Genomic DNA, 13,252 nt, shown 5'->3' with positions numbered 1-13,252 from the left:
GTCGAGCGCGTCGTAGTAGTTGGTGATGTGTCAGAGCACCATGCGCCGCCACAGCAGGAAGGTTCGCCAGGGATCGAGGAACCAGCGGGCGAGCGGGATGCGATCGCGCAGGGTTCCGGTGCGGGCGCCGATGCGGCGCAGCAGCACGGTGCGTGTGGATTCGATCACGGCCAGCAGCATCAGTGGCGCCGCCGTATGCAGGCCGACCGCCACGAGATCCGACCATACTGCCGTGGCGTTGGCGGCGACAGTGCCGAAGGCCAGTAGCCGGACGGGTTGGCGCAGCTGATCCAGGTCAGCACGAGGTCGACGAGGACGATGCCGAGTAGGCCTCCGTCGAGGCCGAGCGGCACGAGCTCAGGCAGGGGAAGGTGCTTCTCGACCGCGACCGCGGCCGCGGTCTGGTACGAGCCCGCTGCCCCGTAGGCGGCCAGTGCCACCCCGATGACCACTGAACCCACGCATGCCGCGATCTGTCCTCGGGACATCTCCGGTACCGGTGCGCGGTAGCGATCTGTCATCGTGCACCTCCTTGCAGTGAGGCGGCGGCCAGTGGGTGGGATTCACCGGTGAGTGCCGCGAGGGCGGTGGCGACTTCGTCGAGGCTGGCGCGGACGTAGGTCGTGGTCGTGCCGGTATCCCCGCCGCTGTCGGTGTGGCCTGCGTAGGCCCGGGCCACGGCGTAGCCGAAGTGGCGTTCGACCCAGGTCAGGGTGGTGTGGCGCAGCCAGTGGGTGCTGATCTGCTGGGTGGCGACCCATGGCAGGTGGGTTCCGATCCTTTTCCAGAGGTGGTCGTAGCGTCGGGATGTGATCGGTTTGCCGGAGCGGTAGCGCAGCAACCGTCCGCCTTCGAGTGCGGCACCTCGTTGCTCGGCGTGTGCTTGCAGGTGGCGCATCAATGTGGGCGAGACGGGCTGCCAGCGGACCGTGTCGCCCTTTTCGTGCAGCGCGATCAAGCACTGTTGCGTGTCGAGATCTTGCGGGCGTAGCGCGAGGACGCCGCCGCGGCGGCAGGCGGTTTCGGTGTGCAGTCGCAGCAGCAGTGTGTCCAGTGCGGGATCGTTTCCGGTGGTGGCGGCCACCTGGTTGATCTCGTCCAGGCCGGTGTCGGGCAGGCCGCGGCGGGTGCTGGGCAGCCGGCGCGGTTTCGGGACTCGGCGGGCCGGGTTGTCTGATTCGGCGATCAGCTTGTCGGCGACGGCGTGGTTGTAGAGGCAGCGCATCGCGGCGATGAGGTGTTCGGCCGCGCTGCGGCCTCCGCGTGCGTTGCGGCGGGAGACCACGTGCTCCCGGACGTGCTCGGCCAGCTGCTTGATCTCCAACGGCGTGGGCTCGTCCAGCCGCCGATCGCCCCACTGCTGTGCGATGCGCTTCCAATACGACGAATACACCCGGCGGGTGCCGTGAGATACCGCGGCTGAGACCTGCGGGATGTAGTCGGCGAAGGTCGGTGCCACCGAACGGTTGTGCTGGTCGGTGCTTAGCAGGTCCGCGGGTGCGACGCCCATGCGTTCCAACACCAGGCGCGCGGCTTCGAGTTCCGCAGCGCCTGGGTGTTCTTCCGAACCGGTGGTCATCACGCGTCACCCCTGGGAGCGGGGGAGTGGGAAGCGGTGACCATGGCGTCGAGTGCACTCATGGTGTAGATCACGAGCCTGCCGTGTTGTGGTGCGGCTGCTAGCAGGACTCGGTCGGCTGTCTGCAGGTGGCACCACCGGCGTGCGGTGACCGGTAGTGGGATGTGGTGTCGGCGGGCGAGGCTGAACATCCCGGCCGGGTCCGGGAGCACCGCGATCACGGACTCCGAGATCAGGCCGAACTGCAGTCGCTCTCCCGGGCACCATCCCAACGCCTGGACCACCGATCGCTCGGCGATCCGGCCTCGCTGGTCGATTGAAGCGATCCGATACACGGTGTGGATCTCGCCAGGACTGGCGGCCAGGTCCGGGACCGGCATGCTGCGACCCGGCTTGGCCCCGGACGCAGCGACACCGGACAAGGACCGAGGGATCACCGCGGGAATGAACGCATCAGCCACGGCCATCACCTCGGGCCATGCAGGGGCAGCCACACAGCACGACAGGACGATGGACGCACTGCGTCACATCGCCCTGTCGGCTGATAACTTGCTTCCGTTCGAGTGGGAGGGATCCCACCCACTGGTGTCCGAGGGGGGACTCAAGCCCCTCCGCGTAGCGGATCCGCGCAAAGCGCGTATCCATGCCGCGATCGTAACCTCCTTCATTCGAGCCTGCTACGGACGATCGTGATGGGGGCTTCGGTGAAGGAAAACACTTCGACAGTGATCGTCGGCGCGTGTTCCTGGCAAGGGCGCCCGCCACGGCGAGGTGAGAGGTCTCTGCTGGGTCGCTAGATCACCAGTTCGCAGGTAGCTCGTGTACGCCGTACACGACGCCGTTGTCCTTGGAACACGCTACGACGGCCAGGGATAGGCTAGGCGCTCGTCGGAACATGGATCGGAAGAGTACTTGGAGTTCGAGTCGGGCCACGGCTAACCGAGGCATTAGCGGACGCCGAAGCTGAAAGCCACGTGGTAGCGGGCGTTCGGGGTGACGTCGAGCCGTTGCGTTTCGCGAGACGCAGTCGGTGTCTGCTTTTCGGGTTCATCCTGAATGGGCTTGCTCGAAGCGTTCAAGGGCACGGTCGAAGTTCGTTGAATCTTCCGGCGAAATCTCGAGAGAGAGTGTAATTTTGAGGGAGATGTTCTCCCCGGCGACGAGTTTTGCGTGCATCGTGTCGGCCTCGTCTCGGAACTCGTATGCAAAGTCCCGAAGCCGTTCCACTGGCTGCCGGGCATATTGGGCAAGCGCTTCCAACACGTCATGGGCTTCGTCGGACACCGTCGCATAGCTGCGAAGATGGGAAGCCCAATCGATGAATGACTGATAAACCGACACGTAGCGTCTCGCCAGGTGGAGGATCTGTTCGACGTTGCCCGCTTCGCCCGGTACGCCAAACGCGGATCGCTGTGCGGGAGCCGCAAGGACGGTTCCGAAATTCCTGGAAAGTCTATACACGGTCGCCAGTTCGCGCTGCACCAAGTGCTGGACCTCGTGTTCAGGAACGAAGTCGGACGACGGAGCGTAACCCATCCGATGGTCGAGGTACCGTTCGTGGAGTTCATCGACACCGCGCACCAGTGAGTAGGAGAACAGCAGGTACTCCCAGCCTGCAGGGCGCTCGCCGACCAGAATCGTGGCCTGGTGTTCATCGCGCGGGACGCAACCGTTGAAGCTGCCGCCTCGGCCCGCCGTCGCGCCGCTGAGTTTCTGCCGGATTGCCTCGGCGATGCCGCTGGCACCCATCGACGCCCCGTCGAGGAAGCTGATGGATGATCTCACACCCTCGAGCTGTGTGCCGTCGAGGCTTACCGGCAGCAGGTAGGGCGTTGGTTGCTCTAATGCGCGAAGCAGGACACTCCGCCGTTCGAACCTGGTCCAAGCCTTCGCCGCGTAGTGGCGCGATACGAACATGACGGCGTAACGAGCGCGTTCCTCGTAGACCTTCGGGAGATACTCGGTGAGGTCCTCGCCCCAGAGTGTGACCTGTTCGTCCTGGTCGTAGAAGATCTTGTAGCCGGCGTCGGTGACTTCCCGGACCACCTGCTGTACGAACTGGCGATCTTCGCCTGCGAAGGTGACGGCGACGTCGTAGTCGTAGGTGTTCTCCACGTCGGAATTATGGCGCACCGCGTCCGCTCTTCGCACCCGCCTTGGGTTTGCCGGTGTTGTTTTCTGGTGCCGTGGCTCTCCGGTGAGCAGCGATTTGGTGGATCGCGATGTTACTCCTGACGCTTCTTGCGCGAAGCGGTCGTCCCGTCGGCAGCTCGAGATCGAGGTCGTGCGACGGGGCAGTGATGATGCAGGCGAGCAGACTGACTCGCTGTCGCCGGATAAAGGCTTCCTGCGCGGCGTTCAGATCCCCCGTGGCTGTCCCTTCTGGTAGATCCTGCCCGATTCTGGGGTGGGCTCAGGCAAACGTACTGCCGCAACACCCGGTGATGAGATCGCGTCGATCAGCTGACCAATTTGGTGAGAGTGACGCCGTGAGGGAGCGCGGCATCGTTTACGGCAACGGTGTAGTCGCCGAATCGCCGCGCCGGCTCCGCTTGATCCGTGGCTCGAGTGACCTGGACGCGTTCGGTGAGCTTGTGTGCCGGGGCGTTGCCGAAGGCGTCGGCATGGCTGAAGGCGTAGAGGCCGCGGGTGCACATCGCGCCCCGGCTGGCGGTGCGGTCGTGGTCGAACATCATCTCGAGGGTTCGGTAGAGCAGTTCGAAGTCCCGGGTGTCGACGCCGGTCTTGGTGCCGCGTGCGGCGGAGTAGGAGATCTCGGCTCGGTAGAGGCCGTAGGGCACGGTCCACTTGCCGCCCATCTCCGTGCTCTCGCCCCTGTCGATGTCCGCTTGCCTCGTCTGCGTGACCCGGGTGATGGCGTGGTCCATCGGCACGATCGGTTCCATGCTGCGGGCCATGGTCACCTGGAACGGGCCGCGGATCTGTCCGAGTGCGTTGGTCTTACCCACTGAGAGCACGGCGCCGAACAGGCGGATGTCGGCGTAGCGGTGGCACAGCCATGCGCGGGCCTGCTCGGCCTGCTCCGGCGTGATCGTGCGTTGGCGCTTCTTGCCCTGCTCTTCGAGTTCCCAGCCGTGGGTCTCGTAGGCCTCTTCCAGGCGGGTGTTGAGGGCGTACCCGGCTTCGACGAAGATTCCGTACCGCTCGATGTCGTCGCCGCACGCGAGGGGGAGCGTGTCGCGGATCTTCCGCTTGATCGCGACGTCGGTCATCAGTCCGTGCCCGGTCTCGCTGTCCATGCGAGGCCGGTTGCCGGCGTCCGGATCACCATTCGGGTTGCCGTCGGTGATGTCGAAGAGGAGCACGATGTCGTGCCGCACGGCAGGATCGAGGTGTACCGCGGTGGTCATGGATTCGTGCTCCTCAGTCATCGGTGGGCTGGTCGGTGGGCTCTTCCTCGGCGCCTGGCTCTGTTTTCGTGGGGCGGGCGGCGCGTTCGTGGTGGTAGCCGAGGATGAACTGCTCCTGCTGCTGGAGGTTGTTCGTGGCGGGGAGACCGTCGGTCGCGTCGATCAGGCCGTAGATGGCGTGGAGCTGCTTCTCGAAGTGGGTGGACAGTCCGCCTCGGCCGGTGCGGCGGAGCTTGCTGAACCACGCCTTCGCATCGAGGCGCCCGGTGACGAGGGCGGTACACGGGTTGCGCGCCGCTCCGGCGAAGAAGCGGTCGGTGTAGGTGGTGTTGAGCTCTTGCTGCTGTTCGGCGTCGGGATCGTCCTGGTTCGCTTCCCGGTTGTTGTTCGCCGCCGCTTGCAGCTGGGCGAGAACGGCGAAGAGCCTGCCGGCGAGGTAGGCGGGGTCCCGGTGATCCGGGTCGAGTCCTGGTGGCATGGAGCGGTTCTCCTTGGTGGACGCGCTGCGGTTCAGTGCCAGCCGGATGAGCGCGGCACGGCGATCGTCGACGTGACCGTCGGACGAGATCCGGTGCACGAGGTGGGCGCGCAACGCGGGCGGTAGTGGCTTCTTGCGCAGCGCGCAGCGGTGCAGTTCTCGAATGATGTAGCGAGGCCGATCGGAGCTGCGGTCGGTGAAGTCGACGTACCGGCCCCGCCGTGCTTCCCATCTCCCGAGGCAGCGAGCCAGATCCTTGATGCCGTGCATGCGGTGCCCGTCCGGCCAGGCGGGTTCGGTCTCGTGATCGAGGAACCAGTCGCGGATGTTGGATTCGAGCTGGATCAGGGGCATCTCGATCCAGTCCCGGATCATGATCCGGGACCGGTTGCCGCCGACGGACAAGGCATAGAACATTCCTAGGGATTCCTCGTCGAGGCGGCCCGCGCCGTCGGTTTCATCGGGCTTCCACACGCTGTACAGCAGATGGCGGATCTGCTCTTGGTCGGGCTTGTCGAGTGCGTCGATATGGGTGGGGATCTTCGGATTCACGAGCCACCACGCGGTCCTGCTGTCCTGGCCGCGCAACGTGATGGAGTCCCGCTCGAGGAGGTCTTCGAGCCCGGCGGAGAGCGCGTCACCACAGGTCGCGCACACGGGTACGTGGTGGAGCGCCTCGCTCAGGTCGTAGCCGAACACACGCTCGTTGATGCTGACCAGGACCGCTTCATTGGACGCGCCCGGGACGAGCTTTCCGGAGATCGGCAGCGGGATCCTGCTCAGCAGCGGGCTGATCTGCCCGCACACGAGGCACGTCCCGGATGTGCCGGTGCCCTTTCTGCGCAGCACCTCGTCGAACCAGAACGGCGGGACCGAGTCCGCCTCGTGCGCGGCTTGGCCGTCGACCGCTAGCAGAACCCGTTGATTCGACGTGAACTCGTCGGGTCGTTCGACTGTGGCCACTCGGTGCTCGCGGTAGAAGCGGCCGAGAGCCTGCGCGATGGGATCGTCCGTGGCGTGGGAGCTTCCGCTCCAACGCTGGATGAGGTCCGCGAAGGCGCTGTGATACTGCGCGGTGCGCGCGACGTTGGCCTTCTCGTCGGCCCAGCCGAGGACGTACTGCACCGTGTCGGCTGCGAGCAGCGGGTCGACCTTGCTGGATCGGTACAAGGTCGGCACTGGGTACCCGGGTCCTTTGCCCTCGTCCGTCTCGTCGGCCAACGGCGTCAGGCGAGCCTCGGTGATCTCGCCCCGATCGGTGCGGATGTCCAGTTCCCACTGGCATTCGCGGACGCGGTGGAAAGGACGGTCGAGGTCGCAGTGCTCGCGGGCGTATTCCACGATGTGATGCAGCATCAGCTCGGTGCCCCGTCCCGACCGCTGGTGCCCGACCGGGGAACGTGCAGGACACCATTGCGCAATTCGGCTTCGAACCAGGAGAAGCTCAGCGGCTCGCCGTTATCACCGTGGTGCACGGTGTGCAGCATCCATCCGAGGTATGAGGAGAACTGGAGCGGTGGGCGTTCGGTGACTTCGCTGAAGTACGCGGTGAACTCGCGCGTCCCCAGGTAGGGCTGCGTGAAGCAGCGTCCCTTCTCGACCCGTCGGCGGAACTGGTCGCGGTACGCTGCAGCGCTCTTGTTCGCCCTTGCCGCGAGATCGACCTGGGCGTGGATCCGGTATCGGACCTTGCGCAGGCAGACGGCGTTGCGCTGCACGCGGTTGCCGGCGGTGTCGACTCGGCGGTTGCCGTAGGCCGCGTCGGTGAGCGCGGCCAGGTCGTCGGTTTCGTTGCGGCGCATGGTGAACTGCTGGATCGGTTCGAGCACCTCGATGGCCTCGATGCGCCAATGCATCTCCGGCTTCCAGAAGATCGACTCCAGCACGCCCACGGCTGCTGATGGCGTCATGACGGGATAAGTGACCCGCTCGGCCTTCAACGCGGGATTGGTGAACAGCGCCCCATCCCCCCAGACCTCGACGGACACGGGAGTGACCTTGCCGCGTTGCACGTCCGGACTCGATGTCGTTGCCACACAACGATGTTCGGGGAGTTGTCCGGTCATGGTCTCCGCTTTCGCCGATCTTCACCCGGATAGAGCACGTGGTGGCAGCGTTCAGCCGGTGCTCTCCGCGACCAGCGGCTCCTCGTCGATGCCGACTCCCTCGTCATAGGGCCCGCGCCAGATGTTGAGATCGCCGACGACGTGCTCCAGGTGCCCGTCGCGGAGCTTGTCCACCGTCCAGATCGGCAGCTGGACCATCCACCCCTGCAATGCACGAACGGCGGCCGCGGCGTCGGCTTTGTCCTCGGTCAACGCGGTGAGATGTGCCTGCTGTTCGGGAGATCCGTCGTGGATCACCACCGGGACCGAGTTCTGGCTGATCATGCGGAACGCTTTGTCGCGATCGCGTCGGCCTCCTTCGAAGCCGGCGTCACGCGAAGGCCCGTCGACCACGTCCCGATACTCCAGCCTCTTGCGGCTCTCCTGGATCGTGCGCCCTGCATTGAGGTGGCGAGCGTTGCGCATGTTGGAGCCCTCCAGCCCGAGCTTGCGGTACAGCTCCAGGTAGTACTCGCGCAAGGCCGTCGGGTCGTCCGGATCCGCCTTGCCCGGACCGAAGTGCGAACGGGTCACCGCGATGCGCGTCTTGTACTCCGGAGGGGCATGTCCGTCCGAGGGGTCGAAAATCACGACACGAGCGGTGGATTCGCCATGCCTGCCGGCTCGTCCGGCTGACTGCTGGAGCGAGTCAGCGGGAGCGATGGCACGCCAGAGGAGGGGGAAGCTGATGTCCACCCCGGCTTCCACGAGCTGGGTCGCGACGAGGATGACGGGCTGCGCTTCCTGCAACCGCCGATTGACCTCTTCGAGCACACGACTTCGGTGGCGCGGGTACATCCTGCTCGACAGGTGCCAGACGTCGTCGCGCTGCTCCTTCAGCAACCGGTACAGCCGCCGGGAGTCCTTGGTGCTGTTCACCATCACCAAGGCTTGTTCCTGCTCGACCAGCTCTTCCGCCACCTCGATGAAGGTCGGGCGAGGATCGAGTCGCCACTCGTACTCCACGCGTCGGGCCCGCTCGAACAGGTCGGCCACGTCGTCGATCAGGCTCGTCGGTTCGAGCTGGATCTCGCGCCACACCGACAGGCTCTGGAACTCGGGCTGGGTCGCCGAGGTCAACAGCACCGTCGTGCCGAAGTGCTGGACCAGCAGGCGCAGCGAATCCAGGATCGGCAGCAGCAGTCGAGGCGGCAGCGATTGCACCTCGTCGAGCACCAGCACCGAGTTCGCCAACCGGTGCAGCTTGCGCACCTGCGACGGGTGCCTGCCGAACATCGACTCGAACAGCTGGACCGTGGTGGTCACCACGAACGCCGCATCCCAGTTCTCCGAGGCGGCCTTCACCCACTCGGCGCGTTCACGCTCGTTCGACTCGTCGATGTGCACCTGGGAGTGGTGTTCGAGGACGACGGGTGCGCCGGTCTGGTCGAGCAGACGCCGGTAGATCTGGGCGTTCTGCTCGGTCACGGTGATCAGCGGCATCGTGACCACGATCCGCCGCTTGCCCCACTTCTTCGCGTGGTGCAGCGCGAAACCGCCTTGTGCCAGGGTCTTGCCGGCTCCGGTCGGCGCGGGTAGGCGGTAGATCCCCGGTGGCAGCGTCGCCTTCGCGAGGACGCTGTCGTAGACGTCTTGGCGTACGGCGTCCATCGGTCGCGGGGGGAGTTCCTTCAGCATTTCGGCGCGGCGATCCTCGAAACGCTTGACCAAGACGTCCATGTCCGCAGCGGATTCACCGGTCGGCCGGGTGCCGTTCTTGTGCGCGATGGTGTCGAGTCGGTCCGCGTCGACCAAGGCGGAGAAGGTCATCCGGAGGCCCATCTCGTACAGCAGCGGGTCCTCGATCCACGTTTGCGGGATCAAGGAACCACCATCGAGTATCTCCTGGGCCTCGGGCACTTCCGCGAGGAACCGTGCCTTCGCCTCGGCTTCCCCTTCCGGAGCGGAGGCACGCAGCACTCGCTTGAGTTCGCTGACACCGCTGAGCCCGCTGTGGTGTCCCAGCACTGCCATCGCGCCGAGGTGCGCCACGTCCTTCACCATGCGGGTCCCGAGCTCGTCGTGCCTACCCACACTGCTTCGTGACCCCTGTACCTCGCGAAGGCGGCGCTGCCAGGTCGAGGAAGCTTTGCCCGCGTCGTGGAACAGTCCGAACGCCTCGGCCAGTGGTCCCGCGCCCCAGTGTTCCGCGAAGCCCCGAGCGAGGGTGGCGGTGGAACGGCTGTGGTCACCGAGCGAGTGCCAGTCGCCGCGTTCGTTCGGGCTGTGGGCGGCGATGAGCGGGTGTGGTGGCTCCGCTGGTTTCGTTGCGCTCTTGGCGGGAGGAATCGTTGAAGCTTGGTGTCCACCTCGTGCTCGGGACTTCTTGCGTTCCAGGTGGCGCTGTCTATTTTCTTGCAGGTTTCCCCGCTTGGGTGGAATAGAACTTGGAAATTTGTATAGTACGTCGAGTAGGTCTCCTGCTTCGTCTGCCGTGAAGCCGTCGATTTCGTAGTGAGTGCATACTGAGCGACCGAGGAACTCTGGGATTTCGTCAACGGTGTGTCCGGGAATGAGCACCGGTAGGAACCTCGGGGTCCAGGTGGTGCGATCGAAGTTGAGTTTAGACTGCATGATCTCTACTTCTGCACGGAGGCCTCTGCTCTGGTTCCAGTTCACTTCGCCAAGAGCTACCTTCTCGTAGTTTGGTGAGACGATGACGAGAGTGTAGTCGGCTTTCTCGATCTCTTGCTGCATCCAATTCTGAAGGTTCACTCTATCGATCAAAGTGTAGGCGTCTATTCGGACATCAAATCCCTCGTCGATAAGGAGGTCTGCGAGCTGTCGGACGGCCGATTTGTGCTCGTCTGACTCGTGCAAGTAGGAGATGAAGACGACGAGGGCGGAGTCGTCCCCCTCCGGACGTGCGGCCATGGTTGCCCCCAGGTCGGCATTTGTGCCCGTGCTCGTGGATCAGCAGTGGTCGTTGGTTCCGCGGTTCTCGGGCGGATCAGCGCCGGACTGCTCGGGGGCTTGTGTCGCCGCAGATTCCGCCCCGCGCTGGAGCTGCTCCAGCTCGTGGACGAGCTGCTGCGCCTCGGGCGCACCGAGCCGCCGATAGCGGCCGAGCGCGTCTTCCCAGAACTCGCGAGCCGAGGCGCCGTCACCCTCGCCCAGCGCCACGCGACCGAGTCCTTCGAGAGCTCGTGCTTGCTCGAAGCCGCTGCCGCACTCCGCTCCGAGGGTCAGGGCCTGCTCGTGGGCTCGTCGTGCTTCGTCCGGGTTGCCGGCGGGGAGGTGGGCCTCGCCGAGCCCGTTGAGCGCCATCGCGGCGTCGACGTGCAATTCTCGGTCTTGGAAGATGGAAAGCGCTCGGCGGAGGCGGCTGATCGCGGCGCCGAAGCGTCCGAGGTCGATCTCGACGAGCGCCGCGCTCCGCAACGTGATCGCCACGTTGCGGTCGTTGCCCACATCCTCGTAGCGGGCGAGAACCTCCTCGTTCTCCCGCAGTGCTGCTTCGAGCACGTTCCGGTGGTGCAGCACCGTTGCGAGGTTGGCCATCGCGTTGCTGACGCCGTGTTCGTCCCCGACGTTCCTGAACAGCTCCCGGGCCACCTCGTAGTGCTCGGATGCCTCGCGCAGCAGTCCTTGTTCCAACAGCGCCAGCCCGAGGTTGTTTCGGGTGTGGGCTTCCGCGTGCCGGTCCGAAGCCTGTTGGGCGGCCGCGAGCGCGAGTTCGTGGGTGCGAACCCATTCCTCCCAGTGCTTGGAGATGAAGAAGTACCCGCGCAGCGTGTACGCCATCTGCCACAGGTCGGGGTCCCGCGCGATGCGTTCGGTGGGCAGGAGCGCCGACACGTTGGGCAACTCGGATTCGAACCACCGGAGTGCTGATTCGTGGTCCGGTAGCTCGGGCGATTCCCGTGTCTCGCCTGCCAGGGAAATGCGGTATCGGCCTGGCGTGAGGATCTTGTCGGCGCGCTCGGCGGCGTGCAGGTAGTACTCGAACATGCGCCGCAGCGCGGCCTCGCGTGCAGGCCCCGTGTCGTGCTCCTGGGCCTTTTCCATGGCGTACACCCGGAGCAGGTCGTGCATGCTGAAGCGCCCGGAGATCGGCTGGGTGAGGAGATGCGCGCGTACGAGAGCATCCAGCGCCCGGTTGGCGTCCCTGGGGCTCGTGTCGAGCAACGCGGCCGCGGCGTAGCGATCCAGTTCGCGCCCCGGATGCACGCCGAACATCCGGAAGGCCCGTGCGGCCTCGTCGGACAACTTGTCGTAGGACCAGGAGAAGACCGCTCGTGCATCGGTCGCAGGGTCGTCCTCGGCTTCCAGCACGTCCAACTGGCTGCGCTCGTCAGCGAGCTCTTCCGCGAGCTCGGCCAACGGCGTCAACGGTCGGGTGCTCGCGAGCTGCCCCACGACGCGCAGCGCGAGCGGTAGGCCGCAGCAGAACCGCACGAGCTCACCGGCCGCCCCCGACTCGTCGTCGACGCGGTTGCCCACCAACATCCGCAACAAGGCGGTACTGCTCTCTCCGCTCAGCGCGTCGAGTTGCAGAAGTTCGGCGCCATCCGTGCTGATGAGCCCGGACAGAACTCGCCGGCTGGTCACGACCACGTGGGATCGGGAAGAGCCTGGGACCAGCGGGCGGACCTGTCGTTCCGATGCGGCGTTGTCCAGCACGACGAGCACCCGGAGCGGGGAGAGCGTGGTTCGGTACAGCGCCGCCCGTTCGTCGGGATCTCCTGGAACGTTCCCGGCAGGGATGCCCAGCGCGCGTAGGAACCTTCCCAAGATCTCGGCTGGTTCGACCGGCTCGACCGGGCCGAACCCTTGCAGGTTCGCGTACAACTGCCCGTCCGGGAATCGGTCCCGAACCTGGTGGCCCCACTGCACTGCCAGGGCTGTCTTGCCGACGCCCGCAGTTCCGCACAAGAGGACGATCGGCGGCGAGCCGTCCTGGGCTTCTTCAGCACGAAGACCTGCGTGCAGCGTGCCGAGTTGCGCATCGCGGCCCATGAAGGAGTGCGGGGCGGAGGGGAGCTGCCTCGGGGTATGAGGGTCCAACGCGATCTGGTGCACGTGAACGGCACCGTCGATGCGGCCCGCCTGGATCACCATGCCGGCGCGACCTGCCACGGCATTGCTCGTTCCGTCGGCATGCTCGTGCTCGCCCCAGCCGGGCATGCAAATGTCTCCCCCTGCCGATCCCGTTGATCAAGCGCTATTCGACCGCTCCCGGAGTAGCCTCGGTACCGCCGTTCGAGCGCTCTTCAGCGGACGCGTGCTGCAGCTCTCGTCGGGAGTAAAGTGCGCCAGGCAAGCGAAATGTTGCCGTACTCGAGTGTGATCTCGGCTGCGTGCTGTCCTTCGGCTACGGCATGCTCCGCGTGGCGTTGACCGGAGCCCTCGAACAGGTCGGGCTAGATCCCTATATCGGATACCTGCACGGAGTTCGTTCGGGAAAGCCTTCGCTAGCGCTCGATCTGATGGAGGAGTTCCGGCCACTGCTCGTCGACCGATTCGTCCTGTCGCTGTTCAATCGGAAGGAGATCACTGCCAAGCACACCACCCAAGATCCAGCCGGCGGTGTCGCGCTCACCGCGGACGGCAGGGCGTTCGTGCTCGATCGTTGATCGAAAGCACGCGAACGAGCTTGGCGGCACTCCGCCCTGAGAACTGCTAACAGAAGGTTTGGGCGCGTCGGTGTTGGATGAGGCAGGTGGTGAGTTGGAGGAGGCTGTCGTGGATGTCGGCGCGGCGTTCCCAGCGAATGCGT

General features: G+C 65.5%; 9 protein-coding genes and 1 pseudogene. 1 reads left to right on the top strand and 9 read right to left on the bottom strand.

Going from position 1 to position 13,252, the window contains the following annotated elements; all coding sequences use genetic code 11:
- Positions 1-30: 30 nt before the first annotated feature.
- The 9 genes and pseudogenes from LCD35_RS30800 to LCD35_RS20865 all read right to left on the bottom strand — a co-directional run bounded on the left by LCD35_RS30800 (position 31) and on the right by LCD35_RS20865 (position 12,660).
- A pseudogene (locus tag LCD35_RS30800) lies at positions 31-488 on the bottom strand (DUF2637 domain-containing protein).
- Positions 489-517: 29 nt separating this feature from the next.
- Positions 518-1,579, bottom strand: a complete 1,062-nt coding sequence (locus LCD35_RS20900; protein WP_225044709.1) for a site-specific integrase — start codon at positions 1,577-1,579, stop codon at positions 518-520.
- Positions 1,579-2,040, bottom strand: coding sequence for a hypothetical protein (locus tag LCD35_RS20895; protein ID WP_224955781.1), 462 nt, complete (start codon positions 2,038-2,040; stop codon positions 1,579-1,581). The genes LCD35_RS20900 and LCD35_RS20895 overlap by 1 nt, the downstream gene beginning before the upstream one ends.
- 586 nt (positions 2,041-2,626) lie before the next feature.
- The gene (locus LCD35_RS20890; RefSeq protein ID WP_225044708.1) at positions 2,627-3,694 is read right to left on the bottom strand and encodes a TIR domain-containing protein; all 1,068 of its coding nucleotides are present in this window, start codon (positions 3,692-3,694) and stop codon (positions 2,627-2,629) included.
- A gap of 344 nt (positions 3,695-4,038) precedes the next feature.
- Positions 4,039-4,950 (bottom strand): type I-C CRISPR-associated protein Cas7/Csd2, encoded by a 912-nt coding sequence (cas7c, locus tag LCD35_RS20885; RefSeq protein ID WP_225044707.1) that lies wholly within the window; start codon positions 4,948-4,950, stop codon positions 4,039-4,041.
- 13 nt (positions 4,951-4,963) lie between these two features.
- Positions 4,964-6,784, bottom strand: coding sequence for a type I-C CRISPR-associated protein Cas8c/Csd1 (locus LCD35_RS20880; protein ID WP_225044706.1), 1,821 nt, complete (start codon positions 6,782-6,784; stop codon positions 4,964-4,966).
- The gene (cas5c, locus tag LCD35_RS20875; RefSeq protein ID WP_225044705.1) at positions 6,784-7,416 is read right to left on the bottom strand and encodes a type I-C CRISPR-associated protein Cas5c; all 633 of its coding nucleotides are present in this window, start codon (positions 7,414-7,416) and stop codon (positions 6,784-6,786) included. The genes LCD35_RS20880 and cas5c overlap by 1 nt, the downstream gene beginning before the upstream one ends.
- A gap of 129 nt (positions 7,417-7,545) precedes the next feature.
- The gene (cas3, locus tag LCD35_RS20870) at positions 7,546-10,407 is read right to left on the bottom strand and encodes a CRISPR-associated helicase Cas3' (RefSeq protein WP_224966709.1); all 2,862 of its coding nucleotides are present in this window, start codon (positions 10,405-10,407) and stop codon (positions 7,546-7,548) included.
- A gap of 39 nt (positions 10,408-10,446) precedes the next feature.
- Complete coding sequence (locus LCD35_RS20865; RefSeq protein WP_225044704.1) at positions 10,447-12,660, bottom strand: tetratricopeptide repeat protein; 2,214 nt, start codon at positions 12,658-12,660, stop codon at positions 10,447-10,449.
- 173 nt (positions 12,661-12,833) lie between these two features.
- Here LCD35_RS20865 and cas1 point away from each other — a divergent pair, with 173 nt between their 5' ends.
- On the top strand, positions 12,834-13,109 hold the full coding sequence (gene cas1 / locus LCD35_RS20860) for a CRISPR-associated endonuclease Cas1 (protein WP_225044703.1): 276 nt from the start codon (positions 12,834-12,836) through the stop codon (positions 13,107-13,109).
- Positions 13,110-13,252 lie beyond the last annotated feature (143 nt).

The organism is Saccharopolyspora sp. 6V, from assembly GCF_020176785.1.
Taxonomy (GTDB): Bacteria; Actinomycetota; Actinomycetes; order Mycobacteriales; family Pseudonocardiaceae; genus Saccharopolyspora_C; species Saccharopolyspora_C gregorii.
Note: the sequence above shows the minus strand (reverse complement) of the source record. Positions and strands in the feature narration are given on the sequence as shown.

Excerpts from the sequence above, each read along its gene's own strand:
- LCD35_RS20880 (WP_225044706.1), bottom strand. The coding sequence starts at position 6,784 with ATGCTGCATCACATCGTGGAATACGCCCGCGAGCACTGCGACCTCGAC.
- LCD35_RS20900 (WP_225044709.1), bottom strand. The coding sequence starts at position 1,579 with ATGACCACCGGTTCGGAAGAACACCCAGGCGCTGCGGAACTCGAAGCC.
- cas3 (WP_224966709.1), bottom strand. The coding sequence starts at position 10,407 with ATGGCCGCACGTCCGGAGGGGGACGACTCCGCCCTCGTCGTCTTCATC.
- LCD35_RS20865 (WP_225044704.1), bottom strand. The coding sequence starts at position 12,660 with ATGCCCGGCTGGGGCGAGCACGAGCATGCCGACGGAACGAGCAATGCC.
- cas7c (WP_225044707.1), bottom strand. The coding sequence starts at position 4,950 with ATGACCACCGCGGTACACCTCGATCCTGCCGTGCGGCACGACATCGTG.